This window comes from Pseudomonas sp. WS 5079 (assembly GCF_012985465.1).
GTDB lineage: Bacteria > Pseudomonadota > Gammaproteobacteria > Pseudomonadales > Pseudomonadaceae > Aquipseudomonas.
In genome coordinates, this window is record NZ_JAAQWN010000005.1 from 166,222 (window position 1) to 181,361 (window position 15,140).

The following is a 15,140-nucleotide window of genomic DNA, read 5'->3' on the forward strand; positions in this document are numbered from 1 at the left end:
TCTCCACGATATGGAAGCTGAACAGTACACATCGGACGCTGGCCCCTGGTCGGGCATTGATCACTTCGTCAATGCTCATACCAACGCGCCAGGCACACCCGCCAATGCGATAGTCGGGATTATGTATGAGATGCCTGACAGACAAACACTCAATTCATACGCCCGTTTGATTTGGGTACGCCACCTTCAGCCAATTCCGGGCAATTGTCAATCGCCCGAAAGCGCCGTAAAAACGCGACTTTTCAGTCATTTCATAACCGCCAAGGCTAATCAATGCGCAGGCATTCACCCGATCAATAATGCGAAAGAGCCAGCAACGGCCTGTACAGCGGCGGATATCCGGCTAGGCTAGCCGCATGTGAGAACGCCTGTGCGAATGCGCGGCGTGACGAATTACAGATTTACCGGCCTGCCTGGCCAGTTCCAGCCCGATGATGATGTCGGGCTTTTTATTGCCTACGTTTTATTGCCGGCGATGGCGTGCTCAACGGCCCTATCGCCGGCAAGCCGGTTCCTACAGGTGTGTCAGGCCAAGGCCTTGAGTAACGCACTGATGGCCTGCAAGTCGCTGGACTCGCCCTTCTCACCCCAATACACGGCGATCATTTGCTTGTCCGCCTCCACTTTGTAGACATTGGCCGGCAGCGTTGCAAAATGCGGCAACAACTTCTCGTCCACGCAGGTTTCCTGCCATTGGTTGACCCACACCCCGGGCTCCTGCTGCCAGTAAACCCAGAGTGCGGGTTTGCTGCCGCGCCGTGGCCGACAGTACTGCGCACAGGGGCTGGGCGGCTCTTGCTTGAGCCAGTGCGGCCACTCCTGGGGCGACAATTGCATCGCCAGGCCGATGCGGCGCGCCTCCATGCGCAGGGCCATGCGCCCGCTCTGGTGGCGCGACGGTCGCAACCATGCCAGGGGGCTCAAGACCACTAGAAGGATTGACACCACTATCCAGACCGTCATATGTGTACTCCCGAATTTCTAGATGAGCGGATTTGACCTGACTCAACCCCATCCGCTTGAAAGCAGCCATACTGAACTTATTGCAGTCCCCTGGAGGAACGCCTCATGACTTACGAACATATTCTGGTCGCCGTGGACCTGACCGAAGAGTGCGATCCGGTGATCAAGCGCGCCGTGGCCATTGCCGGCGATACCGTGAAGCTGTCCCTGGTGCATATCGTCGAACCCATGGCCATGGCCTTTGGCGGCGACGTGCCGATGGATCTTTCGCAACTGCAACAGCAGCAGTTCGACCAGGCCAAGGAGCGCCTGGACCGACTGATTGACAAGTATCCCGCGCTGAAAAAAGACCAAAGCCACCTGACCTATGGCCAGCCGCGCCAGGAAATCCACCACCTGGCCAAGGAACAGAGCTGCGACCTGATCGTGGTCGGCAGCCATGGTCGTCACGGCTTGGCGTTGCTGCTGGGCTCCACTGCCAACGATGTACTGCACGGCGCGCCTTGCGACGTACTGGCAGTGAAGCTGGTAAAAAGCTCGTAAGAACACTGCAAATCAAATGTAGGAGCTGGCTTGCCTGCGATAGCAGTCTGTCAGTTGATACATCTGGTGGCTGGCATACCGCTATCGCAGGCAAGCCAGCTCCTACCTATTGAAGTGCGTTTCATATAAAAAAACCGGTGCTCGTAAGAGCGCCGGTTTTTTATTGCCGCTAAATCAATCAGGCATCCAGCTCGGCCCAACGCTCAACCAATACTTCCAGCTCCTGGTTCAGCTTCTCAAGGGACTCGATGACCTTGGCCGTTTCTGCCGCAGGACGCAGGTAGAAACCCGCGTCAGCCATGTCGGCCTCCACGCCAGCGATCTGCTTTTCCTTGGCCTCGATCTCACCCGGCAGGGCTTCGAGCTCACGCTGCAGCTTGTAGCTGAGCTTCTTCTTGGCGGCCGGCGCGGCTTCTTGAACCGGCGCAGCAGCCGCCGGTGCAACCACCGCAGAGTTCAAGTCGGCCTTGCCGGACTTGCTCTCGGTCACACCCAGCAGGCGCGGCGAGCCGCCCTGGCGCAGCCAGTCCTGGTAACCACCGACGTATTCGCGCACCTTGCCTTCACCCTCGAAGACCAGGGTGCTGGTGACCACGTTGTCGAGGAATGCCCGGTCGTGGCTGACCATCAGCACGGTGCCGTTGAACGTCAGCAGGACCTCTTCCAACAACTCCAGCGTTTCCACGTCGAGGTCGTTGGTCGGTTCGTCGAGCACCAGCAGGTTGGCCGGCTTGCTGAACAGCTTGGCCAGCAGCAGACGCGCACGCTCACCGCCAGACAACGCCTTGACCGGCGTACGCGCACGTTGCGGGCTGAACAGGAAGTCCCCCAGGTAGCTCAGCACGTGGCGGCTCTGGCCGTCGATGTCGATAAAGTCGCGGCCTTCAGCGACGTTGTCGATCACGGTCTTTTCCAGGTCCAACTGGTGGCGCAGTTGGTCGAAGTAGGCCACGTCGATGCGCGTGCCCTCTTCCACGGTACCGCTGGTCGGTTGCAGGCCACTGAGCATCAGCTTGAGCAAGGTGGTCTTGCCGGTACCGTTGGCGCCCAGCAGGCCGATGCGGTCGCCGCGCTGCAGGACCATGGAGAAGTCCTTGATCAGGAACGGGCCATCCGGGTGATGGAAGCTGACGTTCTCCAGGACCATGACCTGCTTGCCCGACTTGTCGGCGGTATCGAGCTGGATATTGGCCTTGCCAGTGCGTTCGCGACGCTCGCTACGCTCCACACGCAAGGCTTTCAGGGCCCGTACGCGGCCTTCGTTACGGGTGCGGCGGGCCTTGATGCCCTGGCGGATCCAGACTTCTTCCTGGGCCAGTTTCTTGTCGAACAGCGCGTTGGCGGTTTCTTCGGCGGACAGCGCGGCCTCTTTGTGCACGAGGAAGCTGGCGTAGTCGCCGTTCCAGTCGATCAGGCCGCCGCGATCCAGTTCGAGGATGCGCGTGGCGAGGTTCTGCAGGAAGGAACGGTCGTGCGTGATGAACAACACGGCGCCCTGGAAGTCCTTGAGGGCTTCTTCAAGCCAGGCAATCGCGCCGATATCCAGGTGGTTGGTCGGTTCGTCGAGCAGCAGCAGGTCCGGCTCGGAAACCAGGGCCTGGGCCAGCAGGACGCGGCGACGCCAGCCGCCGGACAATTCGGCGAGGGTCTTGTCGGCCGGCAGTTGCAGGCGGCTCAAGGTGCTGTCGACCAATTGCTGCAAGCGCCAGCCATCACGGGCTTCAAGGTCTTGCTGGACGTGCATCAGTTTGTCCAGGTCGGCATCGGTGACGCAGTTCTGCGCCAGGTGATGGTATTGGGCAAGCAATGCGCCCACGCCGTCGAGGCCTTCGGCAACCACGTCGAACACGGTCCGTTCGTCGGCCACCGGCAATTCTTGCGGCAATTCGCCGATCTTCAGGCCCGGGGCGCGCCACACGGAGCCGTCATCGGGCTTCTGGTCGCCTTTTACCAGCTTCATCATGCTGGACTTGCCGGTGCCGTTGCGGCCGATGATGCACACCCGCTCACCACGGGCGATCTGCCAGGACACCTTGTCCAACAACGGCATAGCGCCGAAAGCAAGGGACACATCGCTGAATTTGAGCAGGGTCATACGCTTCTCCAAAAACTGGGCGCGCATTCTACCTGAGTTGGGGGGTGAAGCGGCCGGCATTTTCGTGCCCGACACGTTCTGTAGGACATTTCTTTAGAACTTCAGCGAAGCGGCCTGCAAAGCTTTCACCGGCTGCGGGCAAAAGGCTAAGCTAGGGGCAATCAGTGTCGGCGGCGCCGGCACTAGTCCTGATTTCTTTGCACGGACGTCTCATGCGCAGTCGCCTTTTCAGCTTTTTATCTTGCCTGCTTCTTTCCTCCACCGCCGTCCAGACCGCCCAGGCAGTGGACCTGACCACCCAACGCCAATATTACGACCAAGCCAAGCGCGCCCTGGCCAAAGGCGATACCGGCCCCTACATGCAATACAGCCAGGCCCTGGCCGATTACCCGCTGACGCCGTACCTGGCCTACGACGAACTGACCGCTCGCCTGAAGTCCGCGAACAACCAGGAAATCGAACAGTTCCTGGCCAAGCATGGCGACCTGCCCCAGGCCAACTGGATGAAGCTGCGCTGGTTACGCTGGCTGGCCGAGCGTGGTGATTGGCAGACCTTTGAAAAGTACTACGACGCCAAGCTCAATTTCACCGAGCTGGACTGCCTGCATGGCCAGTACCAGTTGAGCCACAACCTCAAGGCCGAAGGCTACAAGACTGCCGAAGCCCTGTGGATGACTGGCAAATCCCAACCGGCCGCCTGTGATGCCACGTTTGGCCAGTGGGCCGCCGCTGGGCAATTGACCGAACAGAAAATCTGGGACCGCGCCAAGCTGGCCGCCGAGGCCCGCAACTATCCCCTGGCCAACAGCCTGGTGAAAACCCTGCCCACCCTGGGCGCCCAGGGCCGCCTGATGGTGGATGTAGCGCAAAAGCCCACCATGCTCAGCGACCCATCGCGCTTCCTGCCCGCCACTGAAGCCATGTCCGACGCCGTCGGCCTGGGCCTGCGCCGCCTGGCGCGCCAGGACCCGGAACAAGCCATGGCCCTGCTGGATGGGTATGCCAGCAGCATGCACTTCTCGCGCGACGAAAAAGTGTCCATCGCCCGGGAAATCGGCCTGACCTTGGCGCGCCGCTACGACCCGCGCGCCCTGGACGTGATGACCAAATACGACCCGGAGCTGCGTGACAACACCGTCTCCGAATGGCGCCTGCGCCTGCTGCTGCGCCTGGCCCGCTGGGAAGATGCCTATCAATTGACCCGCAAGCTGCCCCAGGACCTGGCCACCACCAACCGCTGGCGCTATTGGCAGGCCCGCGCCCTGGAGCTGGCCGAGCCGAAGAACCCGCAAGCGCTGGTCCTGTACAAAGGCCTGGCAAAGGAGCGGGATTTTTATGGCTTCCTTGCCGCAGACCGCTCCCAGGCTCCGTATCAACTGAATAACCAGCCGCTGGTGATGAGCCAGGCCCTGGTCAACAAGGTGCGCAATACCCCGGGTGTACGCCGCGCCCTGGAGTTTTATGCCCGCGGCCAGATCGTCGACGGCCGCCGCGAGTGGTATCACGTCAGCCGTCACTTCAACCGTGACGAAATGGTCGCCCAGGCCAAGCTCGCCTATGACATGAAGTGGTACTTCCCGGCGATCCGCACCATCAGCCAAGCCAAGTACTGGGACGACCTGGACATCCGCTTCCCCATGGCCCACCGCGACACCCTGGTGCGGGAAGCCAAGGTCCGTGGCCTGCATTCGAGCTGGGTGTTTGCTATCACCCGCCAGGAAAGCGCGTTTATGGATGACGCCCGTTCCGGCGTCGGCGCCAGCGGCCTGATGCAATTGATGCCCGCCACCGCCAAGGAAACCGCACGCAAGTTCAGCATTCCGCTGGCATCACCGCAGCAGGTGCTGGACCCGGACAAAAATATCCAGCTCGGCGCCGCCTACCTGAGCCAGGTCCACAGCCAGTTCAACGGCAACCGCGTGCTCGCTTCCGCCGCCTACAACGCCGGCCCTGGGCGCGTACGCCAATGGCTGCGTGGCGCGGACCACCTGAGTTTCGACGTGTGGGTGGAAAGCATCCCGTTCGACGAAACCCGCCAGTATGTGCAAAACGTGCTGTCTTATTCGGTGATCTACGGGCAAAAGCTCAATTCACCACAACCGCTGGTGGACTGGCACGAACGTTATTTCGATGACCTGTAGGAGCCGACCTGGCGATGGCGATCTCACGGACGCCATCGCCAGCCCCCCCTACACGGGTTCTTCGCTAAATTGCAGGGCCGCCAGCCGCGCATACAGCGGGTTGCTGGCAATCAGCTGCTGATGTGTGCCCACAGCCACCAATTTCCCCTGATCCATCACCGCAATCCGGTCGGCGTTTTTCACCGTGGCCAGGCGGTGGGCGATCACCAGGGTGGTACGCCCCTGCATCAATTGCGGTAATGCCTGCTGGATCAGGTGTTCACTCTGCGCGTCCAGGGCGCTGGTGGCCTCGTCCAGCAACAGGATGGGCGCATCCACCAGCAAGGCCCGGGCAATCGCCAGGCGTTGGCGCTGGCCGCCAGAAAGACCCATGCCGCCATCCCCCAGGTGGGTCTGGTAACCGTCGGGCATTTGCAGGATGAAATCGTGGGCGTGGGCAATGCGCGCCGCCTCTTCGACCTGGGCAAAACTGGCCTTTGGGTTGCCGTAGCGAATGTTGTCTTCGACGCTGCCAAAAAACAGCGCCGGGCTTTGGGACACCAAGGCAAAACAGCGGCGCAGGTCCAAAGGATCGAGGCTGGTCAGCTGTTGGCCTTCGAGCAGCACCTGCCCCTGTTGCGGGTCGTAGAAGCGCAGCAGCAAGTCGAACAGAGTGGACTTGCCCGCCCCGGACGGCCCGACCAGGGCCAGGGTTTCTCCGGCCTTGATACTCAGGCTCAGGCCCTCGATGGCAAAACGATCGGGACGCGACGGGTAGGAAAAGTACAGATCCTGTAGCTCCAGGCGGCCACTGACCCGCTGCGGTAACGTGATCACGCCCGTGGCAGGCGCGTGGATGTCATTGTTCGACTGCAACAGCTCGGCAATCCGCTCCGCCGCCCCGGCGGCCCGTTGCAACTCGCCGATCACCTCGCTCAAGGTGCCAAAGGCGCTGCCGACGATCAGGCTGTAGAACACAAAGGCCGCCAGCTCACCGCCGGAGATACGCCCGGCGATCACATCCATGCCGCCCACCCACAGCATCACGCCGACAGCGCCCAGCACCAGCACAATCACCAGGGTGATCAGCCAGGCACGCTGCACGATGCGTTTGCGCGCCGTGGTGAACGCCTCCTCCACCGTCACCGCGAAGCGCTGCTCATCCTGCACCTGATGGTTGTAGGCCTGCACGGTCTTGATCTGGCCCAGGGTCTCGGACACGTAGCTGCCGACGTCGGCAATCCGGTCCTGGCTCTGGCGCGACAGGCTGCGCACGCGGCGGCCAAAGACCAGGATCGGCGCCAGCACCAGCGGCAATGCCACCACCACAATGCTGGTGAGCTTGGGGTTGGTGATAAACAGCAACACAATCCCGCCGATCACCATCAACGCATTGCGCAGGAACAGCGACAGGGATGAGCCGATCACCGATTGCAGCAAGGTGGTGTCGGCGGTCAGGCGCGACTGGATTTCCGAGCTGCGATTGTTCTCGTAGAACCCCGGATGCAGGTAGATCAGGTGATTGAACACCTGCCGGCGAATGTCCGCCACCACCCGCTCGCCGATCCACGACACCAGGTAGAAGCGTGCAAACGTGCCCACCGCCAGGCCCAGCACGAGGATCATGAACAGACCGATGGACTGGTTGAGCAGGTGCGGCGACTGGGTCATGAAGCCCTGGTCCACCAACAGGCGGATGCCCTGGCCCATGGACAACGTAATGCCTGCGGTGACGATCAGCGCCAGCAAGGCGCCGACGGCCTGCCAGCGATAGGGGGCGATAAAGCGCATGGCCAGGCGAATGGCGCGGCGTTGACGGGCTGAAAGCATGGAGAGCATCACCTGAGGAAGACAACCTCAAGCCTACACCGCAATCGGATTGAACTTGGGTAAATCACAATGAGTCAGGTTAATTATGCCCGGCAAGACTAGGCCCTAGAGGCTATCGGTCTAAAGTGCGGCTGGAAATCCAAAGTGATTTCTGCTGGACTGGGCATTCGATCCGTCGACGGGCCATGGAGTTGTAACAGCTCGGTCACGCGGGGGAATTAGAGTAGGTACACAACCTGATGAGGAGACAGGCCATGTCCTTGCAAAACAGCAGCACTGACAAAGTTGAAGTAATCCGCCAGCCGCAGCAGTTGCCATGCTCGTACATCGATGCCCAGGGCCGCGAAGTGCAGATTACCGAAGAGATGATCCAGGGCGCGTGCGCCGAACTGGAGCAGAAACTGGTCAAGCCTGCCCAGCAAGGCTGATACGCCCCAGCTCTTTCAGACCCGGCCCCGGTGGCCGGGTTTTTTATGCCTGCGCTGTGTACATCAGCAAAGGTTTGCGCCCAGGGCGTTGACGAGGCTGTGCAACGCCGCCGACTCCCCGCTGACCCGCACCTTCAAGCCGTCAATCTCGCGGCGATCCGGGTAGTGCTTGCGCAGCAGGTCGAAGGCCTTGCGCTGCTGCTCCACAGTGCCCACCAGGCTGCGGCGAAAATCCGCATCGTCACGGCGCGGGTCGTAGACGCTGCGGCACAACGTCGCCAGGGCCCAGGCCGGGTCGGTGCTGGCATGCAGGTTGACCTCGGCCAGCCAAGGCTCGGGCAGCAAGTCACTCAGTTGGATGCGCGCCGGCTGGCCAAGGTGCGCGCACAGCGCCTGGTAGATCTGCGCCGTGCCGCGCTGCTTGCCGTCCAGGCTGTAGCCGGCGATATGCGGGGTCGCCAGCACGCACAACTCGGCCAGCTCGACATCCACCTCAGGCTCGCCTTCCCACACGTCCAGCACCGCCTGCAGGTCTTCGCGCTCCAGCAACACCTCGCGCAGCGCCGTGTTATCCACCACCGGGCCACGGCTGGCGTTGATCAGCCAGGCACCGGGCTTGAGTTGCTCCAGGCGCTGGCGATCCAGCAGGTGCCAGGTCGAGCCACTGCCGGATTTTTTCAGCGGGGTATGCAGGCTGATCACATCACATTGCTCGATGATCTGCTCAAGGCTGACGTAATCACCGTCTTCGGCAATCTGGCGGGGCGGATCGCAGACCAGCACCTTCCAGCCCAGGCCCCTGAGCACCTTTACCAGGCGCCCGCCCACTTCACCGGCACCGACGACGCCATAGGTGCGCTGGGTCAGGTCCGCACCCTCGATTTCAGCCAGGGTCAGCAGGCTGCCCAGCACATAGTCCACCACCCCACGGGCGTTGCAGCCCGGCGCGCTGGACCATTGGATACCGGCCTTTTGAAAGTAGTCGAGGTCCAGGTGATCGGTGCCGATGGTGCACGTGCCGACAAACCGTACCGGCGTGCCTTCGAGCAGCGCCCGGTTGACGTTGGTCACCGAACGCACCAGCAGCACATCGGCCTGTTCAATGGCGGCGCGGTCGATGGCGCGGCCCGGCACCCGGCGGATCTCGCCAAAACCTTCAAAGAACGCATCGAGCAGCGGGATATTTTCGTCGGCAACAATCAGCATGGCAGGCTCCTTTGGCGGACCCGCAGTGTACAGGCACCAGCCTGTGGCGCGTTTACAAATCCGCTACACAGGTATTTTCCTGACCTACCCGTCAAGGCGTAGAATGCGCCGTCCTGCGCTCCCCCTTATCGGACATCTGCACGTGAACACTGCCACTCTGCCCCTCTCCCGCCCTGCCCGCGTTCGCCGGGAAGTCCACAGCCTGCTGGCGCTGGCCCTGCCGATCATGATCGGGCAACTGGCAACCACTGCCATGGGGTTTGTCGATGCAGTGATGGCCGGGCGCGTGAGTGCGCGGGACCTGGCGGCGGTGGCCCTGGGCAATTCCATCTGGATCCCGGTGTATCTGTTGATGACCGGCACCTTGCTGGCCACCACCCCCAAAGTCGCCCAGCGCTTTGGCGCCGGCAGCCACACCGAGATCGGCCCGCTGGTGCGCCAGGCGTTGTGGCTGGCGCTGGTGGTGGGGTGCACCGCGGCATTGCTGTTGATCAGCGCCGAGCCGATCCTGCATGCGATGAACGTCGACCCCGAGCTGATCGCCCCCTGCATGGGCTACCTGCACGGCATCGCGGCGGGCATGCCGGCGGTGGCGCTGTATTACGTACTGCGTTGTTTCAGTGACGGCCTGGGCCGCACGCGCCCGAGCATGATCCTCGGCCTGGGCGGGCTGGCGTTGAATATCCCGCTGAACTACGTGTTCATCTATGGCCATTTCGGCGTGCCGGCCATGGGCGGCGTGGGCTGCGGCTGGGCCACCGGGATCGTGATGTGGGCAATGATGCTGGGCTTCGCCGCCTGGACGCGCTGGGCCCCGGTCTATCAAGCCAGCGAGCTGTTCAAGCGCTTCGACTGGCCGAAATGGTCGGTGATCAAGCGCATCCTGGGCATCGGCCTGCCGATTGGCATCGCCGTGTTTGCCGAATCGAGCATCTTTGCGGTGATCGCCCTGCTGATCGGCAGCCTGGGCGCAACTGTAGTGGCCGGGCATCAGATCGCCCTGAACTTCAGCTCCCTGGTGTTCATGATTCCCTACTCCCTGAGCATGGCCGTGACCGTGCGGGTCGGCCAGGCCCTGGGCCGTGGCGAACCCCGTGAAGCGCGCTTCGCCGCAGGCGTGGGGATGGGCACCGCACTGGCTTATGCCTGCCTGTCGTGCAGCCTGATGCTGTTGTTTCGCGAGCAGATCGCCACGATCTACACCGCCGACCCACAGGTGGTCCAGGTGGCGGCGATGCTGATTGTGTTTGCGGCGCTGTTCCAGTTCTCCGATGCGATCCAGGTGACCGCCGCCGGCGCCCTGCGTGGCTACCAGGACACCCGCGTGACCATGATCCTGACCCTGTTCGCCTATTGGGGCGTGGGCCTGCCGGTGGGTTACTTGTTGGGCCTGACCGACTGGCTGGGCCAGGCCAACGGCCCGAGCGGCTTGTGGCAGGGGCTGATCGTCGGCCTCAGCTGCGCGGCGGCGATGCTGGTAGTGCGCCTGGCACGCAGTGCGCGCAAGCGCATCCGCACGGCGGTTTAAGCGAGCTTCTTGCGGATCCAGTACAGGTAAGTACCGGCCTCTTCGCGCTGTTCTACCAGTTCATGGTCCAGGAACACGCAGAACTTGGGGATATCGCGACGGGTCGAGGGATCGGTCGCGATGACCTTGAGCAGGCCGCCCGGTGCCAGGTCGCGGATATGCTGGTGCAGCATCATCACCGGTTCCGGGCAGTTGAGGCCGGTGGCGTCGAGGGTGCCGTCGACGGGTACATCCGAAAACTGACTCATACTTCACTCCGAAAACAGATCCGCCCCTGTGTGGGAGCGGGCTGCCCGCGATGACGTGGGCACATTCAACATTGATTTCGATTGTTATAACGCTATCGCGGGCAAGCCCGCTCCCACATTTTGGAGCGGTGCCCGCCACAGGATCAACGGGCCTTGGGTTTCTTTACGTCCAGGCGGCGCAGGTGGCAGGTCACTTCCTCGCGGTCGTGGTACAGCTGCTTGCAACCGATTTCCACGCGAATGCCTCGCGCCTTGAAGCCTTCTTCGATGCGCTCCAGCAGGCGCTTCACTTCGGCATAACGCTGTTTCATCGGCAACTTGAGGTTGACCACCGCTTCGCGGCAATGCCCCTCGCCAATCCAGGTTTCCAGCAGGGCTGCGTTGCGCGCCGGCTTCTCGACGATATCGCAGACCATCCAGTCCACCGGCTGCTTGGGGGTGAAGGTAAACCCATCCGCCATCAGGTGTTGCACCAGGCCGGTGTCCATCAGGCTTTCGGCCATGGGGCCGTTATCGATCGCCGTCACCAGCATGCCACGGTTGACCAACTGCCAGGTCCAGCCGCCCGGCGCTGCGCCAAGGTCCACGCCAGTCATGTCGCCGTGCAGGCGCTCGCCCCACTGGTCCCGGGGGATAAAGTGGTGCCAGGCCTCTTCCAGCTTGAGGGTCGAGCGGCTTGGCGCGTCACGGGGGAATTTCAGGCGCGGGATGCCCATCGGCCACATCGCCGAGTTATTTGACTCGGCCAGGCCCATGAACACTTCGCGGCCGCTCTTGAAGGTCAGCAGCAGGCGCGGCTTGCTCGGGTCTTCGACCAGTTTGCCGGCGGCCAGCAGGGCCTTGCGCAGGTGCACTTCGAATTTCTTGCAGAAGTTCGACAGTTCCTTGCCGTCGTTGGTATCGACCATTTCCAGCCACAGGCTGCCGCACACCGGGAAATCGCGCAGGTGCGCGAGGATCACGCTGATGCGGTCGGTCTCTGGCAAGTCGATGAACACCCCACGCGCCCACTGCCTTGGGAAGATCAGCTCGGCAAAGCGTTGGCCGCGCATCAGGCGCTGGGCGCCGTCTTCTTCGGTGCAGACAAATTCGGCGCAGGCGCTGCCGGTCTTGGCCTTGGCATAGCCGGAAACGTTCAGGCGCGCGGCGTGTTCCGCGATCTCGGAACAGACTTCGCCTTCAAAACCCGGGCGGCAGTGCATAAAAAGGGTGTTCATTGAATCTCCTGGCAACTGGCTTGCTCTATCGCAATGCCTGTCATGAAAACGCGCGCATGATAGCTGAGTTCGGAACCTTGGACTTGTCCATAGAGTCCAGTTATTAGCCTGCTACTGAAAACAGGGCTAAGTTGAAAGCTCTGTTCGTCCCGTCAGGTCCGTAGCCGTGCGGACCATAAGGAGTCATGTAATGTCATCCGTTGATAGCCTGAGAACCCTTAAGACCCTGCAAATCGACAGTAAGACCTACCACTACTTCAGCTTGCCCGAAGCCGCCAAGAGCCTGGGTGACCTGGACAAGTTGCCGATGTCCCTCAAGGTGCTGCTGGAAAACCTGCTGCGCTGGGAGGACGAAAAAACCGTGACCGGAGCCGATCTCAAGGCGCTGGCCGCCTGGCTCAAGGAGCGTCGCTCCGACCGCGAGATCCAGTACCGCCCGGCCCGGGTACTGATGCAGGACTTTACCGGCGTACCCGCCGTGGTCGACCTGGCCGCCATGCGCGCCGCCGTGGCCAAGGCCGGTGGCGATCCGCAGCGCATCAACCCGCTGTCGCCGGTGGACCTGGTGATTGACCACTCGGTGATGGTCGACAAGTTCGGCAACGCCGATGCCTTCGAGCAAAACGTCGATATCGAAATGCAGCGCAACGGTGAACGCTATGCGTTCCTGCGCTGGGGCCAGAGCGCCTTTGATAATTTCAGCGTGGTGCCACCGGGGACCGGCATCTGTCACCAGGTCAACCTGGAATACCTGGGCCGCACGGTGTGGACCAAGGACGAGGACGGCCGCACCTACGCCTTCCCGGACACCCTGGTGGGCACCGATTCCCACACCACCATGATCAACGGCCTCGGCGTCCTGGGCTGGGGCGTGGGTGGGATCGAGGCGGAAGCGGCGATGCTCGGCCAGCCGGTGTCGATGCTCATCCCGGAAGTGATCGGCTTCAAGCTCACCGGCAAGTTGAAAGAAGGCATCACCGCCACCGACCTGGTGCTGACGGTCACGCAAATGCTGCGTAAAAAAGGTGTGGTGGGCAAATTCGTCGAGTTCTATGGCGACGGCCTCGCCGACCTGCCCCTGGCCGACCGCGCGACCATCGCCAACATGGCCCCGGAATACGGCGCCACCTGCGGCTTTTTCCCCGTCGATGAGGTGACCCTGGACTACTTGCGCCTGTCGGGCCGGCCTGCGGCCACCGTCAAGCTGGTCGAGGCGTACACCAAGGCCCAGGGCCTGTGGCGCAATGCCGGTGAAGAACCAGTGTTCACCGACAGCCTGGCCCTCGACATGGGCACCGTAGAAGCCAGCCTGGCCGGGCCCAAACGCCCGCAGGACCGAGTCTCGCTGCCGGATGTGAGCCAGGCGTTCACGGACTTCCTCGACTTGCAGTTCAAACCTGCCAGCAAGGAAGAAGGTCGCCTGGAAAGTGAAGGCGGCGGTGGTGTCGCGGTGGGTAACGCCGACCTGGTCGGTGAAGCCGACTACGACTTTGAAGGCCAGACCTATCGCCTGAAAAACGGCGCGGTGGTGATCGCCGCGATCACCTCCTGCACCAACACCTCCAACCCCAGCGTGATGATGGCTGCAGGCCTGGTCGCGAAAAAAGCCGTGGAAAAGGGCCTGAGCCGCAAGCCCTGGGTAAAAAGCTCGCTGGCGCCAGGCTCCAAGGTGGTCACCGACTACTACAACGCCGCCGGCCTGACCCCCTACCTGGACCAATTGGGCTTCGACCTGGTGGGTTATGGCTGTACCACCTGCATCGGCAACTCCGGGCCATTGCCCGAGCCTATCGAGAAAGCCATCCAGAAAGCCGACCTGACCGTGGCGTCGGTGCTGTCCGGCAACCGTAACTTCGAGGGCCGCGTGCATCCGCTGGTGAAAACCAACTGGCTGGCCTCGCCGCCGCTGGTGGTGGCCTATGCCCTGGCCGGGACCGTGCGCATTGATATCAGCAGCGAGCCCCTGGGCACCGGCAAGGATGGTGCGCCGGTCTACCTGCGCGATATCTGGCCCAGCAGCCAGGAGATCGCCGACGCGGTGGCCCAGGTCAGCACCAGCATGTTCCACAAGGAATACGCCGAGGTGTTCGCCGGTGACGCACAATGGCAAGCCATTGAAGTGCCACAGGCCGCGACCTATGTGTGGCAAAAAGACTCCACCTATATCCAGCACCCGCCGTTCTTCGATGACATCGCCGGGCCGCTGCCGGTGATCAAGGATGTGCAGGGTGCCAATATCCTGGCCCTGCTTGGCGACTCGGTAACCACCGACCACATCTCCCCGGCCGGCAATATCAAGGCCGACAGCCCGGCCGGCCGTTACCTGCGCGAACAGGGCGTGGAACCGCGGGACTTCAACTCCTACGGCTCGCGCCGTGGCAACCATGAAGTGATGATGCGCGGTACCTTCGCCAACATCCGTATCCGCAACGAAATGCTTGGCGGCGAAGAAGGGGGCAACACCCTCTACATTCCCACCGGCGAGAAGATGCCGATCTACGATGCGGCCATGAAGTACCAGGCGTCCGGCACGCCACTGGTGGTGATCGCCGGCCAGGAATACGGCACTGGCTCCAGCCGCGACTGGGCCGCCAAGGGCACCAACCTGCTGGGGGTCAAGGCGGTGATTGCCGAGAGCTTCGAGCGCATTCACCGCTCCAACCTGGTGGGCATGGGCGTGCTGCCGCTGCAGTTCAAGCTGGACCAGAACCGCAAGGCGCTGCAACTGACCGGCAAGGAGAAGATCGACATTCTCGGCCTGACCGATGCCCAGATCGAGCCACGGATGAACCTGACGCTGGTGATTACCCGCGAGGATGGCCGCAGCGAGAAGGTCGAGGTGCTGTGCCGGATCGACACCCTCAATGAAGTTGAATACTTCAAGGCGGGTGGGATTCTGCACTACGTACTGCGTCAACTGATCGCTTCGTAAACCGCGCAGCACACCTCTCGCGGAGGGGTG

Annotated in this window: 12 protein-coding genes; 6 read left to right on the forward strand and 6 right to left on the reverse strand. The window is 62.3% G+C overall.

Going from position 1 to position 15,140, the window contains the following annotated elements:
• Positions 1 to 10 precede the first annotated feature (10 nt).
• On the forward strand, positions 11 to 352 hold the full coding sequence (locus HBO05_RS15210; protein WP_169954185.1) for a hypothetical protein: 342 nt from the start codon (positions 11 to 13) through the stop codon (positions 350 to 352).
• A gap of 173 nt (positions 353 to 525) precedes the next feature.
• Here HBO05_RS15210 and HBO05_RS15215 read toward each other — a convergent pair whose 3' ends face one another.
• The gene (locus tag HBO05_RS15215; RefSeq protein WP_169954186.1) at positions 526 to 963 is read right to left on the reverse strand and encodes a hypothetical protein; all 438 of its coding nucleotides are present in this window, start codon (positions 961 to 963) and stop codon (positions 526 to 528) included.
• A gap of 105 nt (positions 964 to 1,068) precedes the next feature.
• Between HBO05_RS15215 and HBO05_RS15220 the strand changes: the two genes are divergently transcribed.
• On the forward strand, positions 1,069 to 1,506 hold the full coding sequence (locus tag HBO05_RS15220; protein WP_169954187.1) for a universal stress protein: 438 nt from the start codon (positions 1,069 to 1,071) through the stop codon (positions 1,504 to 1,506).
• Positions 1,507 to 1,684: 178 nt separating this feature from the next.
• On the opposite strand, the gene HBO05_RS15225 is transcribed toward HBO05_RS15220, so the two are convergent.
• Complete coding sequence (locus HBO05_RS15225) at positions 1,685 to 3,601, reverse strand: ATP-binding cassette domain-containing protein (RefSeq protein WP_169954188.1); 1,917 nt, start codon at positions 3,599 to 3,601, stop codon at positions 1,685 to 1,687.
• 212 nt (positions 3,602 to 3,813) lie between these two features.
• Between HBO05_RS15225 and HBO05_RS15230 the strand changes: the two genes are divergently transcribed.
• A complete protein-coding gene (locus HBO05_RS15230; RefSeq protein ID WP_169954291.1) occupies positions 3,814 to 5,742 on the forward strand; it encodes a transglycosylase SLT domain-containing protein in 1,929 nt (642 codons plus the stop codon).
• Between the two features lie 48 nt (positions 5,743 to 5,790).
• On the opposite strand, the gene HBO05_RS15235 is transcribed toward HBO05_RS15230, so the two are convergent.
• Entirely contained in the window at positions 5,791 to 7,560 is a 1,770-nt protein-coding gene (locus HBO05_RS15235) for an ABC transporter transmembrane domain-containing protein (RefSeq protein ID WP_170043388.1), read from the reverse strand.
• A 245-nt stretch (positions 7,561 to 7,805) separates the two neighbouring features.
• On the opposite strand from HBO05_RS15235, the gene HBO05_RS15240 reads away from it, so the two are divergent.
• A complete protein-coding gene (locus tag HBO05_RS15240; RefSeq protein ID WP_029300072.1) occupies positions 7,806 to 7,979 on the forward strand; it encodes a PA1571 family protein in 174 nt (57 codons plus the stop codon).
• A gap of 63 nt (positions 7,980 to 8,042) precedes the next feature.
• On the opposite strand, the gene pdxB is transcribed toward HBO05_RS15240, so the two are convergent.
• Positions 8,043 to 9,185 (reverse strand): 4-phosphoerythronate dehydrogenase PdxB, encoded by a 1,143-nt coding sequence (gene pdxB / locus HBO05_RS15245; protein WP_169954190.1) that lies wholly within the window; start codon positions 9,183 to 9,185, stop codon positions 8,043 to 8,045.
• A 142-nt stretch (positions 9,186 to 9,327) separates the two neighbouring features.
• Here pdxB and HBO05_RS15250 point away from each other — a divergent pair, with 142 nt between their 5' ends.
• Positions 9,328 to 10,713, forward strand: coding sequence for an MATE family efflux transporter (locus tag HBO05_RS15250; RefSeq protein ID WP_169954292.1), 1,386 nt, complete (start codon positions 9,328 to 9,330; stop codon positions 10,711 to 10,713).
• Here the strand turns inward: HBO05_RS15250 and tusA are convergent.
• Both tusA and rlmM read right to left on the reverse strand, forming a co-directional pair.
• A complete protein-coding gene (tusA, locus tag HBO05_RS15255) occupies positions 10,710 to 10,961 on the reverse strand; it encodes a sulfurtransferase TusA (RefSeq protein WP_076961259.1) in 252 nt (83 codons plus the stop codon). The two genes, HBO05_RS15250 and tusA, sit on opposite strands and share 4 nt — an antisense overlap.
• Before the next feature lie 143 nt (positions 10,962 to 11,104).
• The gene (rlmM, locus tag HBO05_RS15260) at positions 11,105 to 12,178 is read right to left on the reverse strand and encodes a 23S rRNA (cytidine(2498)-2'-O)-methyltransferase RlmM (RefSeq protein WP_169954192.1); all 1,074 of its coding nucleotides are present in this window, start codon (positions 12,176 to 12,178) and stop codon (positions 11,105 to 11,107) included.
• Positions 12,179 to 12,368: 190 nt separating this feature from the next.
• Here rlmM and acnA point away from each other — a divergent pair, with 190 nt between their 5' ends.
• Entirely contained in the window at positions 12,369 to 15,110 is a 2,742-nt protein-coding gene (gene acnA / locus HBO05_RS15265) for an aconitate hydratase AcnA (RefSeq protein ID WP_170043335.1), read from the forward strand.
• The last annotated feature ends 30 nt before the right edge of the window (positions 15,111 to 15,140 follow it).

Coding starts and splice junctions, on each gene's coding strand:
- HBO05_RS15210 (WP_169954185.1), top strand. CDS start 11: ATGGAAGCTGAACAGTACACATCGGACGCTGGCCCCTGGTCGGGCATT.
- HBO05_RS15215 (WP_169954186.1), bottom strand. CDS start 963: ATGACGGTCTGGATAGTGGTGTCAATCCTTCTAGTGGTCTTGAGCCCC.
- HBO05_RS15220 (WP_169954187.1), top strand. CDS start 1,069: ATGACTTACGAACATATTCTGGTCGCCGTGGACCTGACCGAAGAGTGC.
- HBO05_RS15225 (WP_169954188.1), bottom strand. CDS start 3,601: ATGACCCTGCTCAAATTCAGCGATGTGTCCCTTGCTTTCGGCGCTATG.
- HBO05_RS15230 (WP_169954291.1), top strand. CDS start 3,814: ATGCGCAGTCGCCTTTTCAGCTTTTTATCTTGCCTGCTTCTTTCCTCC.
- HBO05_RS15235 (WP_170043388.1), bottom strand. CDS start 7,560: ATGCTCTCCATGCTTTCAGCCCGTCAACGCCGCGCCATTCGCCTGGCC.
- HBO05_RS15240 (WP_029300072.1), top strand. CDS start 7,806: ATGTCCTTGCAAAACAGCAGCACTGACAAAGTTGAAGTAATCCGCCAG.
- pdxB (WP_169954190.1), bottom strand. CDS start 9,185: ATGCTGATTGTTGCCGACGAAAATATCCCGCTGCTCGATGCGTTCTTT.
- tusA (WP_076961259.1), bottom strand. CDS start 10,961: ATGAGTCAGTTTTCGGATGTACCCGTCGACGGCACCCTCGACGCCACC.
- rlmM (WP_169954192.1), bottom strand. CDS start 12,178: ATGAACACCCTTTTTATGCACTGCCGCCCGGGTTTTGAAGGCGAAGTC.
- acnA (WP_170043335.1), top strand. CDS start 12,369: ATGTCATCCGTTGATAGCCTGAGAACCCTTAAGACCCTGCAAATCGAC.